Raw genomic sequence first — 24,880 nt, forward strand, 5'->3', positions numbered from 1 at the left:
GTGGGTGTACACGGAACGGGCGTCCAGGCTCGCCGGGGCCGTCCTCTGGACCGGTGACGGTGCCGGACGGGTCCTGCCCGACGGGTGCATGGATCTGCTCTGGCACGACGGGCGGCTGCTCGTCGCCGGGCCCGACACCCGCGCGTACGTCACCGAAGGCGCCCCCGGCACCTGGGTCGGCCTGCGCTTCCACCCCGGTTCCGCGCCCGCCTTCCTCGGTGTGCCCGCGCATGAACTGCGGGACCGCCGCGTCGAGTTGGCCGATCTCTGGCCCGCCTCCGAGGTACGGCGGCTGCGGAGCCGTATCGCCAGGGCGCCCGACCCGGCCGGCGCGCTCGAAGACATCGCCCTGGAGCGCGCCGCCCCTCCCGATCCCGTCCTGCACGCCCTCGTGAACGCCCTCGACGCGGGCCTGCCGGTGGGCGCGACGGCCGATGAACTCGGGCTCGGTGCACGGCAGTTGCACCGCAGGTCCCTCGTCGCGTTCGGGTACGGACCCAAGACGCTGGCCCGGATCCTGCGGCTGCGGCGGGCGCTCGTGCTCGCGCGGGCCGGAGTGCCGTACGCGGAGACGGCGGCGCGGAGCGGGTTCGCCGATCAGGCCCATCTCGCGCGGGATGTACGGGAGTTGGCGGGCGTCCCGCTCGGGCGGCTACTCGGCGCCGGATAGCGGGGCGTACAGGTCCACGCCGTTGCCGTCGGGGTCGTGCAGGGACGCGTACCGCTGTCCCCACTCGGCGTTCCAGGGCTTGAGCTCGCCGTGGGCGCCCTCGCCCACCAGCCGCTCGTACACCGCGTCGACCTCGGCGGGGCTGTCGCAGCGCAGCGCGAGGGCGGTGCGGCTGCCGCCCGCGGGTGCCTGCCAGCCGGGGTGGAAGGAGCGCACGGTCTCCTCGGTGTCGAGCATCAGCCGTACCCCGCCCGGGAGTTCGGCCTCGGCGTGCGGCTGTGACTCGGCCCCTTCGGGGAACGGGAAACCGAGCCGCCGGTAGAAGGCGACGGAGGCGGCCAGGTCGGAGGCCACCAGACCGATGGCGTCGAATCGTGGAGTCATACCGACACGGTAGGCGGGGCCGCGACCGCCGGTCTTGAAGGAATCGGACACGTCAGCCGAAGGTCACCGGGCCGCGCGGGCTGTCCACCGTGAAGGAGAGCCCCACCGGGCCCTCGGTCAGGCGCAGCTCGGTGTCGAGAGCGGCCAGGAGGGGGCGGATCTCGTCCGGGGCCGGGGCGGTCGCGGTGAGGGAGAGCAGGGGAGTGCTGGGCAGGTCCGAGGCCGTCGGATGCGGGGAGGTGCCCCAGTCGATGAGGAAGGGGACCAGGCCGGAGGGGTGCTGGGTGTCGCCGTCCGTGAGGCGCCAGCGCAGCAGGGTGCCGTCGGGCCGGCGCCGGCTCATCGGGCGGATGTCCCCGGGGTCGTAGCCGCGCGAACGGGCGGTCGCCACCGCCGCGTCCAGGTCGGGCGGGCCGATCGCCCACGTGACCGTACGCGCCGCGGCCAGGGTGTCCAGGGCGAAGGGGCGCGGGCCCGTCGGCTCCCGCTGCTCGGGGTCCGGGCCGATGATCTCCAGATAGGAGGTGCCGCCCAGCGCCACGAGGTGGTTGCGGGTGCCGCGACCGACATGCACACCGCCGGGGGCGGGCGCGACGCCGGTGCGCCGGGTGAAGTCGGCGACCGTCGCCGCCAGGTCGGGGGTGGCGAGGACCAGATGGTCGAGGCGTGCGGGAATCGCGTTCACCGCGCCGAGGCTACGCACCGGGAGCCGCGGGACGGAACACCCGTACGGCTACGGGTCGATGGGGCTCACCGGGAAGCGGCGCTCTCGGCGGGAGCGTGAGGAGGCGCCCCTGGCGTGGGCGTGAGGAGGTGTCCGCGCCCTAGGCTCGGGCCATGGCTTCCCGACCCTCCGCACCCCGGCTCCTCGTCTACACCCGCACCACCGCCTACCGCCACGACTCCATCCCGGCCGCCGTCGACGCCCTCCGCACCCTCGGTGACTTCCAGGTGGACGCGAGCGAGGACCCGGCGGATCTGGAGCGGCCCCTCGACGGGTACGCCGCCGTCGTCTTCCTCTCCACCAGCGGTGAGGTGCTCACCCCGGCCGGGCGCGAGCGGCTCGCCGCCCACGTGGAGTCGGGCGGCGGCTTCGTCGGGGTGCACGCGGCGGCCTGCACCGAGTACGAATGGCCGTACTACGGCGAGCTGTTGGGCGCCCGCTTCGACAAGCACCCCGCGTACCAGCCCGGCAAGGCCCTCGTGGAGGACCGCGACCATCCGGCCACCCGGCACCTGCCCGCCGTATGGGAGTTCACCGACGAGTGGTACGACTTCCGCACCAACCCCCGTGGATCCGTAAGGGTGTTGGCCTGCGCCGACGAGTCGTCCTACGACGGCGGCGGCATGGGCGCGGACCATCCGCTGGTGTGGTGCCGGGAGCAGGGCGCCGGCCGGGTCTTCTACACCGCACTCGGACACGCGGCCGAGGCCTGGGCGGACCCGGAGTTCCGATCCCATTTGCTGGGCGGGATCACCTGGGCGGCACGGCTGGGGTCGACCCCGGACTGAACCCGTCCCATCCCGTCCCAGCGGGTCCCCGTACGTCCCGCTCTCCCGGCCCACAGCGCCGTTCACCGGCCGGACCGTCCCCGGCCGGACCGGGGACGCGGCCGGCTCTCGCCGTGCGCACCTCAGGCCTGTGAGGCTGTGCCGTGCCAAGCGAAGCGAGCCGCCGCAGGGGGAACCACGGGGGGAACCACGGCGGTTCGGAAAGGGAGACTTCCATGAGCATGCGCAAGCGGGCCGTCGCGACGGTGACGGCCGCGTTGCTGGGCGCCGGGGCCATCGGCCTCGCCATGGCGCCGGCGGCCGACGCGGCCCCGTACCACGGCATCGACGGCGGCGGCGTCGTCAGCGACGACTTCCAGGACGAGGAGAACCTGGGCGTCGACGACCACGCCAACGGCAACGCCACCGCGCTGTGGCAGTCCGTCCTGTACGCGGACGGCGCCCAGTGGCAGGACGACGACGGGGACTGGCACAACTTCGCCAAGAGCCAGATCGACGGCTCCTTCGGCCCGCAGACCGAGTCGGCCACCCAGTGGTGGCAGGAGCGCTACGGCCTCACCGACAACGACGGCGTGGTCACCGACCAGAGCTGGGAGTTCGCCCAGCAGTGGCTGCACGGCCCCTTCTCGGGCGGCACCGTCCGCTACGACGGCGACAAGCGGGACGTCGACTTCAAGCGGGTCGGCGGCAAGTACCGGGTGAAGCTCAAGGGCACGGGACCCTGGCGGAACGCGTACTACGACCAGCTCGGCTGACCCCGGCGACGGGGGAGCGGGGGCGGCCCGACCGTCACCCGCTCCCCGACGGCCACGCCCACAGCACCCCCGCCACCAGCAGCACGATCACGGCGAACGCCACCAGCGCCGCCGCACGCCACCGCCGGTGCTCGACACCGGGCCCGACGGTCGCGACGGCCTCGGGCCCGACCGCCGTCACAGCGTGGGGCCCGACCGCCGCGACGGCTTCGGGGCTCACCACCGCGGGTGCCCCCGGCACCGCATCCGGCACCGCGCCCGGCACCCCGTTCGGCCCCGACCCCGGTGGCGGCCCATGTCCCGGCCCCGGCCCCTGTCCCGGCCCCGGCGCCGTCCCCGGCGGCCCGGAGGGGGCCATCGGGCCGTACGGCCAGACCGGGTCGGCCAGTTCCCACAGCGCAAGGAGCCGGGCCTGGTCGGCGCCCGCCACCCGGCACAGCGCCCGCACCGCGCCCCGCGGCGGCTGCTTGGCCCCGCTCAGATACCGCTGCCAGGACGACTTGCTGTACGCGGTGCGCCGGGCGAGCTCCGCGAGGCTCAGATCCGTGCGGTCCTTGAGCTGCCGCAGCTGCTCGACGAGGAGCCGCGCCTCCCTCGGCAGTGCGTCCGGCAGCGGCCGCCAGCGCGTCATGGTCGTCCCCCAAGTGCTCGCCGCCGCCCTGGCCGGGGCAGCGGCCCCCCTCCCCGCCGCATCGTTCGACGCCCGTCCGCCCCGGCCAGTTCCCCTCGCCCACGGATGACCGAAGCTGAACGAATCCGACGCACGCCGGCACACACCAGGCACCCGTACGGGACCCGTACGGGACCCGTACGGACAGCTCAGCCGCGCGGCGCCCCCGTGCTCGCCCGTTCCACCAGCCGCGTCGACAGCTCCGTCCGCGTGCTCTCCGGACGGTCGCCCTCCATCATGCGGACCAGCAGGCGCAGGGCCGTCGCCGCCATCTCCGAGAGGGGCTGGCGGACCGTGGTGAGGGCCGGGCTGGTCCAGCGGGCCTCGGGGAGGTCGTCGAAACCCACCACGCTCATGTCGTCCGGCACCCGCAGGCCGCGCTCGGCCAGGGCCTCGTACACGCCGAGTGCCATGCGGTCGGAGCAGACGAAGACCGCGGTGGGCGGCTCGGGCAGGTCGAGGAGTTCCAGCGTGCGGCGGCGGGCCGCGCTCTCGTCGAAGCCGGCGGGCCGGACGTATTCGGGCCGCTGCCGGATGCCGGCCGCCGCGAGCGCGGAGCGGTAGCCGGCCACGCGGGCGCTGCTGCACATCTTGCGCTGGTGACCGGCGACGACGGCGATCCGTTCATGGCCCAGCGCGAGCAGGTGCTCGGTCGCCGTCACCCCGCCCTGCCAGTTCGCCGCGCCCACCGAGACCACGCCCGGCGGCGGCTCCAGGACCGGGTCGATCAGGACGTACGGGATCCGGTGCTGGTCCAGCCAGCCGTACTGCGCCGGCGACAGCTCGGCCAGGTTGAAGAGCACGCCCGAGGAGCCGCGTCCGGTGAGCTTGTCCAGCCAGCCGCGCTCGGGGCGGCCGGCCCGGGTCCGGGTCAGCCCGGCCGAGACGACCACCTCCAGACCGGCGTCGTGGGCGGCCGCCTCCACGCCGTGCAGTACCGCCCCCGACCAGGAGGTCTCCAGCGAGTGCACGACCAGGTCGACGAGCCCGGACGACTTCGCCGCGTCGAACCTCGGTCTGCGGACGTAGCCGAGCCGGTCCAGTGCCTCGGTGACCCGGCGGCGGGTCTCGGGGGCCACGTCCTCGCGGCCGTTGACCACCTTGGAGGCGGTCGGCACGGACACGCCCGCCTCCCGGGCCACGACCGCCAGTGTCGGACCGGCCGCCACGCTCGCACTCCCCGTGCGGACCATCGGGAACCACCTCTCCGGCCCGCCCGAGGGCCATGAAAGTTTCGACCAGCGCGACCTGGCAAGCGCGAAACAGTAAGCGCTTCCTACCCTAGGTTCGCCCGGTGGAGTCGGGAAGAGGTCGGGCTTCGTGGGTCTTTACGGCGCCTTGGCTTTCGAAACACGATCGCGTGCATTTTGGCCATCGCACGCGTGCAGCGGAGCTCGGGTGTGTGGTCGTCGGAGAGCCGGGTGAAGTCCAGGTCCGGGCCGACGGGGCGCCCGCGCGCCGCGGTCGCCGAGACGCCGGAAACGAGCCATCCCGTCCGCCAGGCTCACGCCGGGAGTGCAGGCGCTTCCCCGCCTCCTCGACGTCCACCACCGCGACCTGCCGCGTGCTGCCCTCATCCCGCGCGACCAGGCTGAGCACCCGCCGCCCACCGCGGCTCCGCCCAGGTCAGGCCGAGCGCCGGACCGGACTCGGTGGTGTACCGGAGCACCAGCCCGGCCACCTGGGTGAACGCACTCGGTCGCGCCCCCAGGGTGACCTGCGCCTCCGCCCGTTGCTCGCTGATCCCCTGCGCGAGCAAGCAGACAGTGCGCCCACCAGGACTCCGGCCCGTGCCACCCCCCAGCCCCGGTTCGCCCGCGCCTCCCGCGGCCAGGTCCGCCCCGTCCGGGCGATGCTCCACTGCCACTCCAACCGGTGCTTGGCGACACCGTCGGCGGCGGCTTCGACCAGCTGAGCCTCGGCACCCTGATGTACCCCAAGTAGCCGCCGAACCGGGCTCTGCACCGGAATACCGGGCCGAAATGTGGTGCTCTGTTGTTCACGGTGCAGCAGCGCGGTGAGGAGGCTGGTGGACACATGACAGCAGTCCGGACAGACCCCGTGGTCAGCACGCCGTACGGAGCCGTGCGCGGCCGGTACGAGGACAGGGTCGCGGTCTTCCGGGGCATCCCCTACGCGGCCCCGCCCGTCGGCCCCCACCGCTTTCGACCACCCGTCCCGCCGGAGCCCTGGGACGGCGTGCGCGACACCGTCGACTTCGGCCCGACGGCGCCGAAACCGCCGTACTCCGAGGCCTTCGCGCACTACCTCTCCGACCCGTCCGTCCCCGGCGACGACTGCCTCAACCTCAACGTGTGGACGCCCGAGCCCGGCCCCGGCGCCCGCCTGCCGGTCCTGGTCTGGCTGCACGGCGGCGCCCTGACCAGGGGATCCTCCGCGGTGCCCGTGTACGACGGACACGCCTTCGCCCGGGACGGCGTGGTGTTCGTCTCGGTCAACTACCGGCTCGGCGTCGAGGGCTACGGCCTCTTCCCGGACGCCCCCGCCAACCCCGGCCTGCGCGACCAGCTCGCCGCCCTGCGCTGGGTCCACGAGACGATCGAGGCCTTCGGCGGCGACCCCGGCCGCGTCACCGTGGCCGGACAGTCGGCCGGCGCCATCAGCATCGGCGCCCTGCTCGCCGCCCCGCAGGCCCAGGGCCTGTTCCGGCGCGCGGTCCTGCAGAGCGGGCCGCCCGAGGCGAGCGACCGCGACAAGGTACGGCGGATGGTGCGCCGTATGGCCACCCGCCTGAAGATCCCCGCCACCGCCGCGGCCTTCGCCGAGGTCGACCGCGAGCTGCTGCTACGCACCCAGGCCGAGGTGGGCCGCCTCAGCAGCCCGGTCCTCGGCGGCCCGGCCTTCGGGATCGTGATCGACGGCGACCTCGTGCCGCGTGACCCCCTGGAGGCGCTGATCGAGGGCGAGGCGGCCCGGGACGTCGAGCTGATGTTGGGCTGGACCAGCGACGAGTACCGCCTCTGGCTGGTCCCCGGCGGCCTCCTGGAGCGCGTCGACCGGCTCGGACCGGTCGCCCTCGCCGGCGCGATGGCCCGCTGCCACTGCGGCTCCGAGGTGGTCCGCGGCTACCGCGCCCTGCACCCCGACGCCGGCACCGCGGACATCGTCGGCCAGATGGTCACCGACCACCTGCTGCGCATCCCCCTGCACCGCCTGGCCGAGGCCCGCCCGGGCTCGTCGTACGTCTACGAGTTCGCCTGGCCCTCCAACCTCCCCGACCTCGGCGCCTGCCACGCCCTCGAACTGGGTTTCGTCTTCGACACCGGCGCCGCCCCGGAGTCGGCCAAGCTCGCGGGCGAGGGCGCCCCGACCGAGCTGGCCGACGCCATGCACGGGGCGTGGGTGCGCTTCGCCGCCGACGGCGACCCCGGCTGGCGGCCCTGGGACGCCACGCACCCGGTCCAGATCTTCGGCAAGGGCGACCCCTATGTCGAGTCCGGCCCTCGGGACCGCGATTTCGCGGTGTGGACAGCGGACACGACCACGAAGGAGACCGCCCCCGTCACGGAACCGGCGGAGGGCTGGCCGGCCCGCACGGCGGAGCTGCGGTCGGTGGTACGACGGCTGCGGCGCACGGGACTGGCCCGGCGGCCGCACTGGGGGAGGACGGAGTCGCTGAAGGAGCCCTGAGCGCTCGTCTCAGCTGCCGGTGGTGGGCGCGGGTTGGGGGCGCGCAGCGCACCCCCAGGGGCGCGGGGAACTTCGCGAGCAACCACGTACTCGCCGCAGCCGCACGACAACAGAACCACTACGGCGAGAAGGCGCCCCCCGCCCCGCTCACCGCAGCACTTCCGAGATACCGGAGATCGCCGCCGGCCCCACCCGACAGCACCCCCCGATCAACCGCGCCCCGGCCGCCTGCCACCCGCGGACCTCCTCCGGCGCGAAGGACGAACCGCCCTCCCACGCGCGCGTGTCCGCGTTCCAGGCCTCCCCACTGTTGGGATAGACGACCACCGGCTTCCCGGTGACCGCCGCGGCGATCTGAACCGCCGGCGCCACGTCCTCCGGCACACAGCAGTTGACCCCGACCGCGACGACCTCGTCCACGTCGGCGGCGAGCGCGAACGCCTCCTCCAGCGGCTGCCCGGCCCGGGTGCGGTCGCCTGCGACGGAGTAGGAGAGCCAGGCCGGGACCCCGAGCCCACGCACCGCCCGCAGCAGCGCCTCCGCCTCGTCGGCGTCCGGGACCGTCTCCAGGGCCAGGACGTCGGGGCCGGCCCCCGCCAGCACCTCCAGGCGGGGCCGGTGGAAGGCCTCCAGCTCGGCCACGCTCAGGCCGTACCTGCCCCGGTACTCCGAGCCGTCCGCGAGCATCGCGCCGTAGGGACCGACCGAGGCCGCCACGTACAGCGGCCGCCGGACCCCCTTCGCCGCCGCCCGCCGGGTCGCCTCCCGGGCCAACCCGACGCTCAGGGCGAGCAGTTCGGCGGCCCGCTCCTGCCCGACCCCACGCTTGGCGAACCCCTCGAAGGTGGCCTGGTAGCTGGAGGTGATCGCCACGTCCGCGCCCGCCTCGTAGTACGCGAGATGCGCCTCGACGATCGCCTCGGGCCGCTCCGCGAGCAGTCGCGCCGACCACAGCTCGTCACCCAGGTCGTGCCCGGCGGACTCCAGCTGATTGGACATACCGCCGTCGAGCACGACCGGCCCGGCGGCGAGGGCCTCGACGAAGGGGCGGGCGAGGGCGTCGGGGACTTCCGGAGTATCGCTGGTCATCCCTCGACGCTAACCGAACCGACGGGAGTGGATCGCGGCGGTCCGTTGGGCGAACACTGGGTCCACCATGCGGAACCACGCTCTGCCCGGCAACCCGACGACCGGCTGCTTCCGGAACGCGCGCGGGTAGTGGTTCGAGGGGTGGGTGTCCGAGGACCCCGGCAGCGTCTCAGTGCGCCGCGTGCCGCCCGCCCCCGCCCCGACCTCGCCGTCCTCGCAGCCGCATCGTCGGAGGAACCACCAGGCCGCCCAGCAAGCCCAGTGCCAGGACGTACGGCCACCAGCCGAGGCCCTCGGTCTCCGCGCTCGTCGTGCGGGGTGCCGCGACCTGCGCCGACGGCGTGGTGTCGGAACGGACACTCGCCGAGGCGCTCGCCGTGACCGCCGTCAGTACGACGTCGTTGCCGTCGCCGCCCCGATAGCTGATCCGGTAGGTCGTGTCGGCGAGCTTCAGCCGCGTGCCCTCCCTGAGTCCCTTGAAGGCGCCCGCCGTTCTCGCACCGCCCCGGTGGTCCAGGACAGTGATGGTGCGCCCCGGAGACGTCCCGGCCACCGTCAGATCGAGGTCACCGGCCAGCCGCACCGCCCCCGACACCTTCAACGGGCTTTTCGACAGCACCAGTTCGCCCCCGGCACTCTGCGTGTAGCCGCCCGTGACGGTCAACCCACCCGTGATCACACCGTCGTTGGTCACCGAACCCTTCACCGTCCCCCTCCCGGACAGCGAGGACACCACCCGCAGCCCCGCCGTCCCCGCGTCCAGCCGCGCGGCCGTCGAGGTGAGCCGGATTCCCTTGCTGTGGAACAGAGTTGCTCCCCCACGCAGGGCCAGGGTGCCGTTCCTGACCGTCGTCGTCCCGGTGTACGTCACCGCCCCGCCGGTCAGTGTCGTCGTCGCCCTGCCCGCCTGCGTGAGGGAACCGCTGCCGCTGATCCGGGACAGGGTCAGGGGCCTGCTCGTGTTGTCGACGACGAGCGAGCCGTCGTTCACGACCCTGTAGAGGGCGCCCCCGGTGTACAGGCCCCCGTCGCCCCCGGGCCTGCCGCTGCCCAGGCGGAGCACGGCGTTCTTCTCGACGGTGGTGGAGCCGTCGTAGTACTGGACGGCGGCGAAGGTGACGTCGTTGCCCTTCGTCCCCTTGATGACGATGTCACCCGCGCCGGGCGCGGACAGCGTGTCGTGGAAGCGGCCGCCGCCGATGGGGGCGCCCAGCGTCACCGGGCCGTTGTAGTCGAAGGTCAGCAGCGAACGGGAGCGCGCCGCGAGGAGGTTGATGTAGACCGTCTTCGCCGTGCCCGGCATGAAGATCCGGCTCGTCGTCCCGTCGCCCCACTGGACGTTCGCGCCCTTGATGTTGGTGCCGCGCTTGTTGACGTTCTTGACGGCGGGCGTCCAGTTCAGGGCGGGGTCGCTGAGGGACGGGTTCGTGTCGCCGCCCTGGTTCGACCAGCTGTACTGGCCCGTGAGGATCACCTTGCCGCCGGGCCGGGACTGGACGTTGATGTCGCTGCCGTACTCGCGCTGGTAGAAGTCCATCCGCTGGGTGACGGTCTCGCCCAGCGGGGTGTCCACGGTCCAGGTGCCCTGGTTGAGCACCTTGCGGACGTTCGGCAGCGAGGTCGCGTACTCGGGCCGGCCCGCGTTGACCTGCGTACCGTTGTCGATCACCCCGGAGAACGGGCCGGAGGTCAGGTCCCAGGTTCCCCAGAGGAAGCGCGGCTGGGTGATCAGACCGGAGCCGCTGACCGTGCCCAGGTTGTAGGCGCTCGTGAGGGACACCCGCAGGGTGCCGTCGACCCGGATGTTGTCCTGGTTCAGCCGGAACGCCGGGGTGCCGTAGGGGAAGTGGCCGATCAGGCCGGTCGTGCCGCCGTTGCCGTACTGGAGCGTCGCCCCGCGCTCGACCGTGATCGCGGGCGGGTCCGCGGCGGTCGTGGTGACGTACGGGTGGTTGCCGCCCCGGATCAGCACCCGCTGCCGGGAGGAGGGCAGCGTGAAGTCGCTGTCCCGGGTGAGGACCAGGGTCCCGGTGCCGCGAACGGTGAGGGTGCCCCGGCCGCTGAACACCCCGTCGTACGTGGTCGTCCCGGGCGGGACGGTGACGACGGTGTCGCCGGTCAGTGTGACGTTCCGGTCCGCGAGCACATCGGCGGTGACGTCCCGGGGACCGGCGGCCAGGGCCGGGGGAGCCGAGGCCAGGAGGGCTACGAGGGCGCCCATGGCCGCTGCTGTCGTATGGGTTTGGCTGCGCACATGATCGGAGACGGGCGGAGGTCGGACCGATAACAGAAATCTGGCGCGCAGAAAGCGCCTTCTTTTGTCGCGTCCAACCCGTTGACCCCCACCTTCCCCAGCCGTACCTTTCGGCTGTTCGCAATAACAACAGATGTTCTCAATATCGAACATCGCTCTCAGGACACCCCCACCCGAGAGGCAGTGCGCATGAGCCGCACCCCCCAAGTCCCGGACCGACGACTGCTGCTGAAGGGCGCCCTGGCCGCGGGCACCCTGGCCGCGACCCCCACAGCCGCCCAGGCCGCGACCCCCACAGCCGCCCAGGCCGCCGCTCGCCCGAAGAAGGCCGCTCCCTTCGTGAACCCCCTCGTCCGCCACCGCGCGGACCCGTACATCCACCGCCACTCCGACGGCTTCTACTACTTCACGGCCACCGCCCCCGAGTACGACCGCATCATCCTGCGCCGCTCCCGCACCCTCAACGGCCTTGCGACCGCCGCCGAGTCCGTCATCTGGACCAAGCACCCCACCGGTGTCATGGGCGCCCACATCTGGGCACCGGAGATCCACCGCATCGGCGGCAAGTGGTACGTCTACTTCGCCTCCGCGCCCGCCGAGAGCGTCTGGGACATCCGCATCTGGGTCCTGGAGAACGCCAACCCCGATCCCTTCAAAGGGACTTGGGAGGAGAAGGGACAGGTCAGGACCGCCTGGGAGACCTTCTCCCTGGACGCCACCACCTTCACCCACCGCGGCACCCGCTACCTCGCCTGGGCCCAGCACGAGCCCGGCCAGGACAACAACACCGGCCTCTTCCTGTCGAGGATGGCGAACCCCTGGACCCTGACGGGCCCTCAAATCAGGCTCTCCACACCGGAGTACGACTGGGAGTGCGTCGGCTACAAGGTCAACGAAGGCCCCTCGGTCATCGCCCGCCACGGCCGCCTCTTCATGTCGTACTCCGCCAGTGCCACCGACTGGCACTACTGCATGGGCCTGCTCACGGCCGACGCGGACGCCGACCTCATGAACCCGGCCAGCTGGTCCAAGTCCCCCACCCCCGTGTTCACCAGCAACGACACCACCAAGCAGTACGGCCCCGGCCACAACTGCTTCACCGTCGCCGAGGACGGCCGCAGTGACGTCCTCGTCTACCACGCACGCCAGTACAAGGAGATCGTCGGCGACCCGCTGAACGACCCCAACCGCCACACCCGTGTCCAGAAACTCGGCTGGCACGCGGACGGCACCCCGGACTTCGGCATACCGGTGGCGGACACCGCCACGGACACGGAGGTCGCGTCATGAGACGTGCTCACGCGGTACTGCTCGCCCTCTGTCTGGCCCTGGCCGGCGCCCTGGTGACCGCCGGACCGGCCCAGGCCGCAGCGCTCACCATCCCCAACGGCGTGCAGTTCACGGACACTTCGGGAGCCGCCCTGCACGCGCACGGCGGTGGGGTCATCAAGGTCGGCTCCTACTACTACTGGTTCGGCGAGGACCGCAACGCCGACAACACCTTCCGGTACGTGGACGCCTACCGCTCCACCGACCTGAAGAACTGGGAGTTCAGGAACCACGTCCTGACCCAGTCCTCCGCCGCGGAGCTGGGCACCGCCTACATCGAGCGGCCCAAGGTGGTCTACAACGCGACCACCGGCAAGTTCGTGATGTGGATGCACAAGGAGAACGGCACCGACTACAGCGAGGCCCGCGCGGCCGTCGCCGTCTCCGACACCGTCGACGGAAACTACACCTACCAGGGCAGCTTCCGCCCGCTCGGCCAGTACATGTCCCGGGACATCACCACGTTCGTCGACACCGACGGCACCGGGTACATGGTCTCGGCCGCCAACGAGAACTACGACCTGCACATCTACAAGCTGACCGCCGACTACACCGGCATCGACAGCCTCGTCGCCAACCCCTGGGCGGGCGGCCACCGCGAGGCACCGGCGCTCTTCAAGCGGGGTGGCGTCTACTTCATGCTCACCTCGGGCGCGACCGGCTGGAGCGCCAACCAGCAGCAGTACGCCACCGCCACCTCCCTCGCCGGGCCCTGGACCTCGATGGCCAACGTCGGCGACTCGACGACGTACAACTCCCAGACCGCGTACGTCCTTCCGGTGCAGGGGACTTCGGGCACCTCGTACCTGTACATGGGAGACCGCTGGGGCAACTCCTTCGGCGGCACCGTCAACGACTCCCGTTACGTCTGGCTGCCGCTCACCTTCCCGACCTCCACCACGATGTCCATGTCCTGGTACCCCGAGGTCACGATCGACGCGGCCGCCGGCACGATCGGCGGCACGAGCGCCACGTACAACACGCTGATCGCCCGCAACAGCTCCAAGTGCGCCGACATCCCCAACCAGTCGCTCTGGCAGGGGATCGCGATCAGCCAGTACACCTGCAACGGCGGCGGCAACCAGAAGTGGTGGTTCAAGGACCTCGGCACCGGCTACTACCAACTGGTCGGCCGCGGCAGCTCGTTGTGCCTCCAGGAGAACGCCTCCACGGTGACCCAGGAGAACTGCTCGGCGAGCGCCACCACCCAGCAGTGGTCGGTGGTCACCTCGGGCTCGTACGTGAACATCAAGGCCCGTACCACCGGGGAGTGCCTCGACGTGAACGGCGCGTCCACCGCCAACTCCGCCGCGATCATCACGTACACGTGCAACGGAGCGACCAACCAGCAGTGGGCGCGCGGGACCTGACGTCAGATCAGCAGGTCGAGGGCGTCGATCGAGGTGCCCGCGCTGAGATAGGCCGTCGACCCCGAACCGCTCACCACGTTGATCTTCAGGACGTTGTACTGGCTGGTGTCCGTGCGCCAGGCACTGGCTGGAACGCTGTAGGTGAACGTGTGGTTGTTGCCCCGGTAGGACCCGTTGGTCAGGGACCGGGTGCTCGGCTGTGTGGGCGGGGAGGGGATCGCCGAGGTCCAGGTGTCGTTGACGACGACCTGCGGCCGCCCGTTGGCGTAGGCCGTCGTCACCCCGATCCGCAGGGTGTGGGAGGCGGCGGCCTGGGCCGCGGTCAGCTTGAAGTACACCAGCAGACCGCTGTTGACGTCCTTCCAGAGGTAGCAGGGGAAGGCGGAGGTCTCGGTGCCGCTGCCGATCACCACGTTGCCGGTCCACGCGGCGGCGCGGACGTCGGAGGGGTGGGCGTAGGTCATCAGGTCGGCGTTCTTGAAGCCGCTCGGCGTGCCCGTCCAGTCGTTGATCCGCCAGATCGCGCTCGCGTTGCCCGGGTCGTTCGAGGACGGGATCGCGATCGAGTTCAGGGTGGTCGTGCCACCTGCGGTCACCGTCACGGAGGTGGTGTGGACGGCGAGTTCGCTCTTGAAGACGGTCAGCGTGTACGTCCCCGGAAGGACTCCTGCGAGGGAGAAGTAACCGTCCGAGGAGCGGGCCGAACCCCAGTACTGGGCCGCCGAGTTGGCGAGCCCGACCGTGTACGGGTACGCGGAGTTCCGGCCCGTGATGCCCACGCCCGCGACCCGGCCCCGGCCGCCCGAGCCGACGTATCCGGAGATGCCGAGCGAGTCCGCCCAGGAGGTGGTGAGGGTGCCCGGGAAGAGGGACGAGGAGGGCGCGCCGCCGTCCGTGAGGGCGATGACGTACGGACCCTGGAGGCCGAACCGCTCGTCCTCGGTCTGGTTCTGGGCGTAGTGCAGGATCTCGTACAGGCCGCCGCCGTCCGCGCTCTGGTGGCGCAGCAGCGAGCGGTAGAACGGACCGCCGGAGGCCTTCTCGTGGTTGGAGCGCACGATCCACAGCCCGACGCCGTTCGCGCTCCAGCCGACGTAGTCGTAGTCGACGACCCGCAGCTTCGAGTAGTGCTTGGAGCGGGTCTGGCCGTCGGACTTGGCGAACACGTCCGAGGCCTCGATGGTGGTGGGCGCGTAAGTGTAGGAATCGGGCTCGTCGTTGAGGAACAGGCCCGCCTTGACGCGCAGGATGAAGCGGGTGGAGGCGACCGAGGTGTCGGCGCGGTTGGTCCACAGGTAGACGTTGTTCTCGCCGCTGCGGGCCGCGTAGTAGTGGCGCAGCGTGCCGTAGGCGACCGAGATCAGGATCGTGGACCCCGACTGCCTGATGGTGACGGTCGAGGTGCCGAGGCCGGACTCGATGTGCGAGTTCTTGCCGCCGTAGCCCTGGTACTCGGTGCCCTTGTAGACCAGCGAGGTCAGGTCGCCGTTGGTCTTGCTGACCTTGAAGACGAGGCTCGCGCCGGTGTCGACGACGTAGTTCGAGCCGTCGTCGGTGTAGCCGAAGCTCGCGGCGGACGCGGCCTGGGCGAGCGGCCCGGCGAGGGCGGCCGTCCCTGCGGCGGCCGCGGTGCCGAGGACGAAGGTACGGCGTCCGACCGGTCTGTTCGCGGTGGGCTCGGACATGTGGGGGTGCCTCCTCCGAGGGGGTGTGGGGGCGGTGCGGGTGCTTTGGAGGGTGACAGTTGAATCGATTTCGCGAAAGGGCTTTCGCTCGCTGGAGGTTGGCAATCTTGTGAAATCGACTCAGGGGCTGGAAAGCGCTTGCTCGTGGGGGTACGGTCCAGCCGCCAGGCCTTGTCGTCGATCTGGGGAGCCTCGAATGAGACGTTTCAACCTCGCCGTACTGGCAGCGGTCACGCTCGGCGCGGGCCTGACCGCGGTACCGGCGCAGGCTCAGCCGGGCCGCACCCTCGGCATCGACAACTGCGCGGGGAACGCCTGCCACTTCGACGTCCCGCCGGGCACGTACGACGTCAAGGTCCTCCTCGGCTCGGACGCGGAGTCCAGCACGGCGATCAGCGGGGAGACCCGGCGTGCCCTGCTGCCGGAGACCGCCGTCGCCGCCGGCGAGCGGACCGCCCGCAGTTTCACCGTCGACGTCCGTACGCCGGAGGGCGAACCGACGGGACCCGACGGCACCCCCGGCCTCGACCTGACACTCGGCGGCACCGCCCCCGCTCTCGCCGACATCCGCGTCACCCCCACCCGGCACGCCCACCAGATCTTCCTCGTCGGCGACTCCACGGTCTGCGACCAGCCCGGCGACCCGTACTCCGGCTGGGGCCAACAGCTGCCCCAGTACCTCCGCAAGGGCGTCTCCGTGGCCAACTACGCCGACTCCGGGGAGAGTACGGTGACATACCTCTCCGAACCGCGCCTGTGGGCCACGGTCCAGCCGCTGATCCGCCGCGGCGACCTCGTCCTGATCCAACTCGCCCACAACGACAAGACCACGGACGAGGCGACGTACCGGGCGAACCTGGAGACTCTGGTCACGGGTGTGAGGGAGAAAGGCGGGAACCCTGTCCTCGTGACGCCCATCGTGCGACGCTGGTTCAACTCGGACGGCACACTGAACAACGGGACGGCCCTGCTGGTCAACGGCCTCGGGGTGGACCATCCCGCGGTGATCCGCTCGGTGGCCGCGGCCGAGGACGTCCCGCTGATCGACCTGACGGCGAGGACGAAGGCGCTGGTGGAGTCCTTGGGCGTGGAGGGTTCCAAGGCGATCTACCTGTACAACGAGAAAAGGGACAACACCCACACCTCCGTGCACGGCGCCACGGTGTACGCGGGCCTGGTCCGCGACGAACTGCTCGCGCAGGGGCTGGTGCCGGAGGGTGCTGTGAGGGTGGGATAGACGCCTGGGGCGTCCCGACCGGAACCGGGGCGCCCCAGGTCTTTGCCTGGTGAGTGGGGGAGTCGGCCAGTGGTCGGGCGGGCCAGTGGCCGAACCACCAAGTGGCCGAGCCAATCGCCAGTGGCCGAGCCGCCAGTGGTCGCACCACCAAGTGGCCGAGCCACTGAGCCGTTCGACGACCATCCAGTGGCTGAACCACCGAGTGGTCGAACCGTCGACTGGCTGAGCCACTGAGCCGTTCAACGACGACCGACAGGCTCAGCCATTGAGCCGCTGAGCCACTGAGCCCTGAGCCACTGAGCCGCCCAGAAGGAAGAAGCGATGCACCTGCCTCCCGAGGACCGCACCCTCAGCCCGTACACCGGTTACACCCGCGCTCATTGGGAGGCCGCCGCCGACGCCCTGCTCGCGGCCGTGGAACCGTACGCCACCGAGGACCGCGCCCTCTACCACTTCCCCGGCGACCGCCAGAGCTGGACGGGCCGCCTCTCCGACGGCCTGGAGGGCTACGCCCGCACGCTCCTGCTGGCCGCTTTCCGCCCGGACGAGACCACGCTCCAGCGGTACGCCGACGGCCTCGCGGCTGGCGTGTCCGGCGTCTGGCCGCGCATCGAGGACCGTACCCAGCCGCTGGTCGAGGCGGCGTCGATCGCCTTCGCGCTGCGCCTGACCTGCGAGTCGCTCTGGGACCGCCTCGACGACGGCGTACGGCAACGGGCCGCGGCCTGGCTCGGGGACGCGCTGACCGCCGAGGCCTGGCCCTGCAACTGGGAGCTGTTCCCGGTCACCGTCGCCGGCTTCCTGGAGTCGGTCGGGTACGAGCCCGAGGCGTGCCGCAAGGCGATCGACCGGGGCCTGACGCGCATCGAGCAGTGGTACGTCGGCGACGGCTGGTACACCGACGGCGACGGCCGTAAGTTCGACTACTACAACGGCTGGGCCATGCACCTCTATCCGGTGCTGCACGCCTGGCTAGCCCGGGACGACCGGCTGCTGGACCTGTACGGCGGCCGCCTCTCCCGCCATCTCCAGGACTACGCCCGCCTGTTCGGCGCCGACGGGGCCCCGATGCACCAGGGCCGCTCCCTGACGTACCGCTTCGCGACCACGGCCCCCCTCTGGCTGGGCGCCCTGACCGGCCGCACCCCGTTGCCCCCGGGCGAGACGCGACGGCTGGCCTCCGGTGCGCTGAAGTACTTCCTGGACCGGGGCGCGGTGGACTCCAACGGCCTGCTCTCCCTCGGCTGGCACGGCCCCGACCCGGCCGTGCTGCAAGGCTATTCGGGCCCCGCGTCCCCGTACTGGGCGAGCAAGGGCTTCCTCGGCCTGCTCCTCCCGCCCGACCACGAGGTGTGGACAGCGGTGGAGGAACCGGGCCCGGCGGAGCGCTCCGACGCGCTCACCCCGATCGCCGCCCCCAACTGGCTGCTCCAGTCCACGAGTTCCGACGGCCTCGTCCGCCTCCACAACCACGGCAGCGAGGACGTCCGTTACGACCCGTACTACACCCGCCTCGCCTACTCCACGGTGACGGAGCCCTCGCCGTCGTACGACAACAGCCTGATCCTGGACGGCGATCCGAGCCGTACGGAGATCGAACCGCTGGGGGTCGGCGAGGGATGGGCGGCCTCGCGTCACACGGCGGCCGGAGGCGCGCGCGTCTCCAGCGCGGTGCTCGCGCGGGGAGCCGTGGAGGTACGCGTCTTCCTGGTGACCGGGGCCGAGCCCGGCACACCGGTACGGGTGACGGGCTGGGCCCCGCGGGAGGGCGTGCGCACCGAACTCCTCCCCGCCGTGGGGCTGGACACCGGACTGACCGGAGTGACCGGCCCCGGCGACACCCTGTTCGCCGCCCTGGCCCGCTTGACCGCGGACGCCGACGCCCCGCCTCTCGGAGAGACGGTGGCCGTACGGGACGTAGGAGCAGGGGAGTTGACGGTGACGTGGAGCGGGGGCCCCGGGACGCGGGTCCGGCTGGACGGCTCCGGGATCCACATCACCGACGGGGACTGAGCCGCTCGGGCAGGATGAGGATCATGGGTGGGCACGACGAACTGGACGAACTGCTGGGCCGGGCCGGGCTGGAGGTCGTGGGGGAGCGGCGGGTCGAGGAGGTGCTGCCCCCTCCCGTGGCGTGGCGCCAGATGATCGGGTGGCAGACCGAACCGACCGTCGCCGTGGCGGACGATCACCCGGACCTGGTCGCCGAGCTCAACGCCCAGTGGTACCGGCTTGCGTCCGAGACGGGGATCCTCGGCGGCGACGGGGTGTTCCTCATCGCCGTCTCCGGTGCCGGGAGCGGGAGTTGGACACGCGTCCGGCTCACCGACGGCTGGGATCTGGCCGGGGTGCTGGGCGTGCGGCCGGGGCAGCCGGAGTTCCTCACGCTGGCCCTGGACGGGGACGTCATGGTGGGTGCCACGACCGAGGAGTACGCGGTCTGGCTCGTCGCCCTCGACCGCCTCAGGGAGCGGCGGGAGGCGGCGGCTCGCGTAGCCGCCGAGGAGACGCCCGAGGATCGGACCGCCGCCTGGGAGCGGCTGTTCCAGGGGCCGAAGCCCACGGAGAAGGTGCTCGAGGCGTGGGCGGACGGGCTCTCGCTCAACCCCGCGACCCCCAAGGAGCTGTGGCCCCGGCTGGTGGATCGATCCTGGTACGCGATGTACCGCGCACTGCCGACGGACGTCGTGGACGAGATCCTGGCCCACCCTGACTGGAATCGTCGTGCCCGGGCGGCCGAGAACCAGCCGAACATCACGCCCGATCAGTGGGCCCGGACGATCCTCGCGGAAGAGGACGAGCGGCAGCGGTGGATCCTCACCATGCTGGCCGCGGACCGCTGGGCCGAACTCCCGGAGGACACCTGTCGCCGGCTCGCGGCCGATCCGTCCGCGCGCGTCCGCTCCGAGACCGCACGCCTCAAGGGCCTGCCGGCCTCCGTCGCGGTCGCGCTGGCAGCCGACCCCGACGGCGGTGTCCGAGCCGTGGCCTGCCGGGCGGCCTGGCCCCACCTCGACACCCCGGCACGCGAGGCGCTGCTGACCGATCCCCACGACACGGTGCGTGCACGGGTGTTGTTGCTGCACCACCAGGAACACCCCATGCCCCGAGCGGTGTTCGAGACCCTGGAGGCCAAACGGGAGGCGCTGGCGAGCTGCCTCCTGGAGCCCGGACTCGCCGCACACCTGGCCCGGCACGGGGACCCGGCGGAGCGCCGCTCCCTCGCCGGCAATCCTTGTCTGACCGCGGACCTGGTCGCCCTGCTCGGCGAGGACCCCGACGCCGACGTGCGCTTCGCCGTGTCGACACGGGCCGACCTCACCGAGGACCAACGCGCGTGCATTCTCTACGACTTCGACCCGGACGGCCGTTACTTCCCGCTGGACTGGGTCGTCGCACTCCACGACGATCCCGACGCCATGCGCCGCCTGGCCGCTTCCTCCCACCCCCTGGTCCGCAGAAGCGTCGCACGAGCCCGGCACCTCCCGCCGGAGGTCGTCGAGCGCCTCGCCCGGGACGAGGACCGAGTCGTGCAGCTTTTCCTCGCCGAGTCCTGCGACGACGCGCCCGCCGACCTGCTGATGCGGGTGTGGCAGTGGTGGGACGGCAGTCTCACGGTCCCCGACCGCCCCCGCGGCCACCCGAACTTCCCCCGCCAGGACCTCCTCCGCTACGCCGACGACCCCAGCCCGCGCATGCGCCGCCTGGCCCTCGACGACCCGCGATCCACCGCTGACCTGGTGGAACGGCTCAGCCGGGATCCGAGTGAGGAAGTGCGTCACCGGGCCGCCCTCGACCCGAGGCTGCCCGCGGTGGCAGCGGCACGACTCCTGGAGGATCCGCATCACCACATCCGCGACGCGGCCGCCCGCCACCCCCGCCTGCCGGCCGGTCTCCTGACCCAACTGCTGCGGAGCGGAGGAGTGGAGACGGCGGCACGGAACCCCGCGCTCCCCGCCGAGGTCATGCGCCGCATGGTCGACATGATCAGCCCCTCGGCACCGGCCCTCCGGGCTTGAGACGGGCGATCCGCAGGTCGCCGCCTGGCCGAGGTCGACGACGGGCCGGCGCCGGAACAGGCCGCCGGTACCGCCGACGGCCGGGCGGGTGTCGGCGTCCCCTGAATATCCGATGCGAGCGCGTCGCCCGCGATCGTAGGGTGATCGGCGGACGACCGGGGGAGGGGCGTGACGTACGAGGCGCGGCGCGACGAGGGTGCGGACAGCCGTACGTTGCCGAAGGCGCGGCCCCTGTGGCGGCAACGCGACTTCGCCGGCTTCTGGGCCGCCCAGACCCTCTCCGTCCTCGGTGACTCCTTCGCGCTGATCGCGCTGCCCCTGCTGGTGCTGGAGGCGACCGGGTCCGTGGCGCGCATGGGCCTGCTGACTGCGGTGGGCGGTGCGGCCTCGGTCGTCGCGGCCGTGTTCGCCGGGGTGGTCGTGGACCGGGTCGACCGGCGCCGGCTGCTCATCGGGTGCGACCTGGTGCGGATGGTGCTGTACGGGGTGATCCCGGTGGTGTGGGTCCTCGGGCCGAAGGTCTGGCTGCTGTACGCGGTGCTGCCGGTGTGCGAGGCCGTCGGGATGCTGTTCGCCGTCGGATACGTCACGGTCGTGCGGAGTCTCGTCGGCACCGGTCGACTCACCGAGGCCAACGGGCGGTTGAACGCCACCGCCGCCGCGGCCGGAGTGCTGGGACCGGTGTGCGCGGGAGTGGTCGCGGCCTGGACGGGGCCCGCCACCGCGGTCGGCGTGGACGCGGCCAGCTTCGGGGTGTCGGCGCTCTGCACGGCGTTCGTGCGGTTCCGGCCCCGCCCCGCCGAACCGTCCGCACGCACCGGGCTGTGGCGGGACCTGCGCACCGGAGCGGCCTTCCTGCGCGAACAGCCGGTGCTGCGCTCGCTCACCGTGCTGCTGTTCGGGTTCAGCTTCCTCACCCTCGGCCTCAACGACCTGGTGATCTACCACCTCAAGCACGACCTCGGCCACGACGACGGCACGGTCGGCACCGTCATGGCGGTGGGCGCGCTCGGCACCATCACGGGGGCGCTGCTGGTGGCCCGGGTCCGCCGCTGGTTCGGCTTCGGCGTGGTGTGGACCGGCTCCGTCGCGCTGTGCGGCCTCGCCTTCGCCGGCATCGCCTGGGCCGACGAAGTCCCCGTGGTCGCCCTCCTGTTCGCCCTCTTCCTCGCCGGCGGCGGCATGGCGGGCACCTGCTCCATGTCCCTGCGCCAGGAGATCACCCCCGAACCCCTCCTGGGCCGCGTCACCTCGGCCTTCTGGACCCTCCACTACGCCGCCGCCCCCCTCGGCGCCGCCACCCTCACCTGGGCAGCGGAACACCGGGGCACGACCCCGGTCGCCCTGACGGCGGGCGCCTGCTGCGTACTGACAGCAACAGCCGCCCTGCTGACCCCGATCCGCCGGGCCTGACAGTGGGCCCCGCGCATCCCCGCACCCGGCCCGCGGCCCGCGGCCCGCGGCGCGCGGCCCGCGAGTCAGCCGTTGATCCCCGCATAGTGCCGAAGGCTCCACCGCCACAGCACCCGTGAGCCCAGATACGCCGCCACGCCCACCAGGGGTGACAGGGCCGCCAGCCAGTACGGGGCGCCCGTGTCGTGGCCGTGGCCGGTCAGGACCGCTGCCGGGAAGTAGGCCACGAAGGCGAGGGGGAGGCCGTAGGTCAGCAGGCCGCCCACTGCCTTGGGGAGGACGTTCAGGGGGTAGCTGCCGAAGGTGCCGAGGAGTTCCTCCAGCCAGCGGCTCCAGTAGTCGGCCGCCGGGAAGCGCAGGCCCGCACAGGTGATCGCCGTGAAGAGGGCCGCCTCCAGGAACATGCCGCCGATGACCGCCGCGATCAGGTAGGAGATCCGGCCCGGCGTCCAGTCGAGCTGGCTGCGGCTCAGGGCGCCGATCATCAGGCCCACCGCCACCGTCAGGTCGCCGATCGCGTTCGTCGGGAAGAACTCCAGCTGGAGCTGGCGGTGCACCGGCATCGGGCGGGTCAGGTAGATGTCGATCCTGCCCTCCTGGATCTGCCGGCCGGAGCCGTGCACACGGCCCAGGAAGAGCACGAACAGCCCGTGCGCGAGCATTCGCGTCGCCGGGATCAGCAGCACCTCGGAGCTGTCCCAGCCGCCCATTCCGGTGAACCGGGTGAGCAGCACCGTGGCGAACACGATCACCGACACCTGCCAGATCGCCCCGATCGCGATCATCAGCAGGAACTCGGTCCGGTACTCCAGCTGCGCACGGAAGTTGAGCCGCGTGACGCGCCACGCGATCCGCATGCCGTTCACAGGCCTCAGCCTCCCTGGGAGATGACACGACGGGCGGCCCGCCGCCACAGAAAACGGGTGAACAGGGTGAGCACCACGACCCAGCCGGCCTGGATCGCCAGCTGCTCGCCGGCGTCCGACAGCGGGATGCGGCCTATGTAGATCGACAGCGGCACGCTCAACGTCGCCTGGAACGGCAGGAATCCGCTCAGCGTGATGAACCAGTCCGGGAAGAACCACAGCGGCGCGTACACCCCGGACAGCAGGTTCTGCGCGAAGATCAGGATGAGCATCGCCGCGTTGTTGCGGACCGTCCAGAAGCACAACTGGTCCAGGAGCAGCATGACGTTGTAGAGGACCACCTGGCCCAGGAGCAGACTGAGCGCGAACACCCCTGCCACGGCTGCCGACTTGGGCGGGTCCACCACCCCCGCCGCGAGACAGACCAGATAGCCCCCCACGGCCCAGGCGAACCCGTACACCTGCTCGCCCAGGGCCCGCAGGGCGTGATAGCGCTGCGGCGGCAGCGGGCGCAGGTACCAGTAGACGATCGTGCCGAAGTGCATGTGCTGGAGCACGGTGTCGCGGCCCGCGTACTGGTCCAACTCCCGCAGCCGGGAGGCGAGTACGGCGAGGACGGCGTACGTCACCGCCTGGCCCTCGGCGAGGCCCGCGGTGGTGCCGGCGTGCGCGTACAGGCCGTGCCACAGGGACGCCACGAGGATCACCTGGACGACCAGGCGGACCAGGACGGCGGTCATCCGTGGCGGTGCGTGCAGTTCTCCGAGCGGGGTGACGCGGGCGGCCCGCCAGGCGTGCAGGACGGCCATGTCAGACCCCCTCCGCGGCCGGCTCGGCGTGCACGTACGCGGCCCGCATCACGTCCTCCAGGTCGGCCTCGTCGATGGCGACGCCCGTCACCTCGTACCGCTCGATGACCGCCTTCAGCGCCTGGTGCACGGTGGGGGAGTCCGGTCCGTCGGGCCCGAAGACCACCTGCGGTCCGTCCTTCTTCAGTACGACGATCCCGTGCAGCGGCGAGACCTCCGCGTGCGCGTCCGCGAGCGTCGCCCTGACCTGCCAGGTCGAGCCGAACTTGCGGCGGATCTCGTCGAGGCTGCCGTCGAGGACGAGCCGGCCGTGGTTGATCAGGACGACCCGCTCGGCGAGCCGCTCCACCTCGGTCATGTCATGGGTGGTCAGCAGGACGGTACGGCCCCGCTCCTCCACCTGGTGGCGCAGGAACTCCCGCACCTGCTCCTTGACCACCACGTCCATGCCGATGGTCGGCTCGTCGAGGAAGACCACCGGCGGGTCGTGCAGCAGCGCGGCCGCCAGGTCGCAGCGCACCCGCTGGCCGAGCGAGAGATGGCGGACCCGGGTGTCCCAGAAGGTGGACAGCTCCAGGATGGCGTCGAACTCCGCGAGACGCGCGGCGTGTTCGGCCCTCGGCACCTCGTAGATGTCCCGGAGGATCGAGAAGGACTCCCGCACCGGCAGGTCCCACCACAGCTGGGTGCGCTGGCCGAAGACCGCGCCGATGTTACGGGCGTTGCGTTCGCGTTCCTGGTACGGCACCACGCCCGCCACCCGGGCCTCGCCGGAGGTGGGCGTGAGGATGCCGGTGAGCATCTTGATGGTGGTGGACTTGCCCGCGCCGTTCGGGCCGAGCAGGGCGAGGAGTTCGCCGGGCGCCACGTCGAAGGTGATGTCCGAGACCGCGTGCTTGGCGACCCGCTCGGGGTTGACCAGGGAGCGCAGGGTGCCGGCGAGGCCGGGGCGGCGGACGGTGGTGTGGAAGGTGCGGGACAGGCCGCGGACCTCGATGCTTCCGGTCACGCTGTGGACTCCCTTGCTGGGAACAAGAGCTGCGGCCGGCCGGCTTGGAGGGCCGACCGGCCGCGGGAACACCATGACCGTCCCAGAATGTCGATCAATCGGGCAATGGATTAATCGGTTGATGAGTTGGACTAATCGATCACCCACAGGTCGGCCGG

Annotated in this window: 20 protein-coding genes; 10 read left to right on the forward strand and 10 right to left on the reverse strand. The window is 71.9% G+C overall.

What is annotated here, in order from left to right; all coding sequences use genetic code 11:
• The first annotated feature begins 4 nt into the window (after nucleotides 1-4).
• The gene (locus ACFULQ_RS10580) at nucleotides 5-670 is read left to right on the forward strand and encodes a DUF6597 domain-containing transcriptional factor (protein ID WP_383541009.1); all 666 of its coding nucleotides are present in this window, start codon (nucleotides 5-7) and stop codon (nucleotides 668-670) included.
• Here the strand turns inward: ACFULQ_RS10580 and ACFULQ_RS10585 are convergent.
• Complete coding sequence (locus ACFULQ_RS10585; protein WP_383541011.1) at nucleotides 653-1,054, reverse strand: VOC family protein; 402 nt, start codon at nucleotides 1,052-1,054, stop codon at nucleotides 653-655. The two genes, ACFULQ_RS10580 and ACFULQ_RS10585, sit on opposite strands and share 18 nt — an antisense overlap.
• Nucleotides 1,055-1,106: 52 nt before the next feature.
• Nucleotides 1,107-1,739 (reverse strand): VOC family protein, encoded by a 633-nt coding sequence (locus tag ACFULQ_RS10590; protein WP_383541014.1) that lies wholly within the window; start codon nucleotides 1,737-1,739, stop codon nucleotides 1,107-1,109.
• 152 nt (nucleotides 1,740-1,891) lie between these two features.
• Between ACFULQ_RS10590 and ACFULQ_RS10595 the strand changes: the two genes are divergently transcribed.
• Complete coding sequence (locus tag ACFULQ_RS10595) at nucleotides 1,892-2,566, forward strand: ThuA domain-containing protein (RefSeq protein WP_383541017.1); 675 nt, start codon at nucleotides 1,892-1,894, stop codon at nucleotides 2,564-2,566.
• A 215-nt stretch (nucleotides 2,567-2,781) separates the two neighbouring features.
• Complete coding sequence (locus ACFULQ_RS10600; RefSeq protein WP_383541019.1) at nucleotides 2,782-3,321, forward strand: peptidoglycan-binding protein; 540 nt, start codon at nucleotides 2,782-2,784, stop codon at nucleotides 3,319-3,321.
• A gap of 34 nt (nucleotides 3,322-3,355) precedes the next feature.
• Here the strand turns inward: ACFULQ_RS10600 and ACFULQ_RS10605 are convergent, their stop codons facing one another.
• Together ACFULQ_RS10605 and ACFULQ_RS10610 are read right to left on the reverse strand one after the other, a co-directional pair.
• The gene (locus tag ACFULQ_RS10605) at nucleotides 3,356-3,952 is read right to left on the reverse strand and encodes a helix-turn-helix domain-containing protein (protein WP_383541022.1); all 597 of its coding nucleotides are present in this window, start codon (nucleotides 3,950-3,952) and stop codon (nucleotides 3,356-3,358) included.
• A 188-nt stretch (nucleotides 3,953-4,140) separates the two neighbouring features.
• The gene (locus ACFULQ_RS10610; protein ID WP_383541024.1) at nucleotides 4,141-5,184 is read right to left on the reverse strand and encodes a LacI family DNA-binding transcriptional regulator; all 1,044 of its coding nucleotides are present in this window, start codon (nucleotides 5,182-5,184) and stop codon (nucleotides 4,141-4,143) included.
• A gap of 844 nt (nucleotides 5,185-6,028) precedes the next feature.
• Between ACFULQ_RS10610 and ACFULQ_RS10615 the strand changes: the two genes are divergently transcribed.
• Complete coding sequence (locus ACFULQ_RS10615; RefSeq protein WP_383541027.1) at nucleotides 6,029-7,642, forward strand: carboxylesterase/lipase family protein; 1,614 nt, start codon at nucleotides 6,029-6,031, stop codon at nucleotides 7,640-7,642.
• A gap of 147 nt (nucleotides 7,643-7,789) precedes the next feature.
• Here the strand turns inward: ACFULQ_RS10615 and mmuM are convergent, their stop codons facing one another.
• Together mmuM and ACFULQ_RS10625 are read right to left on the reverse strand one after the other, a co-directional pair.
• Nucleotides 7,790-8,731, reverse strand: coding sequence for a homocysteine S-methyltransferase (gene mmuM / locus ACFULQ_RS10620; protein WP_383541029.1), 942 nt, complete (start codon nucleotides 8,729-8,731; stop codon nucleotides 7,790-7,792).
• Nucleotides 8,732-8,900: 169 nt separating this feature from the next.
• A complete protein-coding gene (locus ACFULQ_RS10625) occupies nucleotides 8,901-10,952 on the reverse strand; it encodes an autotransporter (protein ID WP_383541032.1) in 2,052 nt (683 codons plus the stop codon).
• 222 nt (nucleotides 10,953-11,174) lie between these two features.
• On the opposite strand from ACFULQ_RS10625, the gene ACFULQ_RS10630 reads away from it, so the two are divergent.
• A complete protein-coding gene (locus ACFULQ_RS10630) occupies nucleotides 11,175-12,275 on the forward strand; it encodes a family 43 glycosylhydrolase (protein WP_383541035.1) in 1,101 nt (366 codons plus the stop codon).
• Nucleotides 12,272-13,684, forward strand: a complete 1,413-nt coding sequence (locus ACFULQ_RS10635) for an RICIN domain-containing protein (RefSeq protein WP_383541037.1) — start codon at nucleotides 12,272-12,274, stop codon at nucleotides 13,682-13,684. Before ACFULQ_RS10630 ends, ACFULQ_RS10635 begins: the two co-directional genes overlap by 4 nt.
• A gap of 2 nt (nucleotides 13,685-13,686) precedes the next feature.
• Here ACFULQ_RS10635 and ACFULQ_RS10640 read toward each other — a convergent pair whose 3' ends face one another.
• Nucleotides 13,687-15,369, reverse strand: a complete 1,683-nt coding sequence (locus ACFULQ_RS10640; RefSeq protein WP_383541040.1) for a rhamnogalacturonan lyase B N-terminal domain-containing protein — start codon at nucleotides 15,367-15,369, stop codon at nucleotides 13,687-13,689.
• A 196-nt stretch (nucleotides 15,370-15,565) separates the two neighbouring features.
• Between ACFULQ_RS10640 and ACFULQ_RS10645 the strand changes: the two genes are divergently transcribed.
• The 4 genes from ACFULQ_RS10645 (at nucleotide 15,566) to ACFULQ_RS10660 (ending at nucleotide 22,038) form a co-directional block, all read left to right on the forward strand.
• Nucleotides 15,566-16,606: a rhamnogalacturonan acetylesterase gene (locus ACFULQ_RS10645; RefSeq protein WP_383541042.1), complete on the forward strand. Its 1,041-nt coding sequence runs from the start codon at nucleotides 15,566-15,568 to the stop codon at nucleotides 16,604-16,606.
• Between the two features lie 321 nt (nucleotides 16,607-16,927).
• Nucleotides 16,928-18,619 (forward strand): DUF2264 domain-containing protein, encoded by a 1,692-nt coding sequence (locus ACFULQ_RS10650; RefSeq protein WP_383541045.1) that lies wholly within the window; start codon nucleotides 16,928-16,930, stop codon nucleotides 18,617-18,619.
• 23 nt (nucleotides 18,620-18,642) lie between these two features.
• Nucleotides 18,643-20,625, forward strand: coding sequence for a PE-PGRS family protein (locus tag ACFULQ_RS10655; protein ID WP_383541047.1), 1,983 nt, complete (start codon nucleotides 18,643-18,645; stop codon nucleotides 20,623-20,625).
• Between the two features lie 168 nt (nucleotides 20,626-20,793).
• Nucleotides 20,794-22,038 (forward strand): MFS transporter, encoded by a 1,245-nt coding sequence (locus ACFULQ_RS10660; protein WP_383541049.1) that lies wholly within the window; start codon nucleotides 20,794-20,796, stop codon nucleotides 22,036-22,038.
• 65 nt (nucleotides 22,039-22,103) lie between these two features.
• Here ACFULQ_RS10660 and ACFULQ_RS10665 read toward each other — a convergent pair whose 3' ends face one another.
• Genes ACFULQ_RS10665 through ACFULQ_RS10675 form a run of 3 tightly spaced genes read right to left on the reverse strand, consistent with a single transcriptional unit; the run spans nucleotide 22,104 to nucleotide 24,722 of the window.
• Nucleotides 22,104-22,904, reverse strand: a complete 801-nt coding sequence (locus tag ACFULQ_RS10665; protein ID WP_383541052.1) for an ABC transporter permease — start codon at nucleotides 22,902-22,904, stop codon at nucleotides 22,104-22,106.
• 5 nt (nucleotides 22,905-22,909) lie between these two features.
• On the reverse strand, nucleotides 22,910-23,713 hold the full coding sequence (locus ACFULQ_RS10670) for an ABC transporter permease (protein WP_383541054.1): 804 nt from the start codon (nucleotides 23,711-23,713) through the stop codon (nucleotides 22,910-22,912).
• Between the two features lies 1 nt (nucleotide 23,714).
• Complete coding sequence (locus ACFULQ_RS10675) at nucleotides 23,715-24,722, reverse strand: ATP-binding cassette domain-containing protein (RefSeq protein ID WP_383541057.1); 1,008 nt, start codon at nucleotides 24,720-24,722, stop codon at nucleotides 23,715-23,717.
• Between the last annotated feature and the right edge of the window lie 158 nt (nucleotides 24,723-24,880).

The organism is Streptomyces sp. NPDC057253, from assembly GCF_042669125.1.
GTDB lineage: Bacteria > Actinomycetota > Actinomycetes > Streptomycetales > Streptomycetaceae > Streptomyces.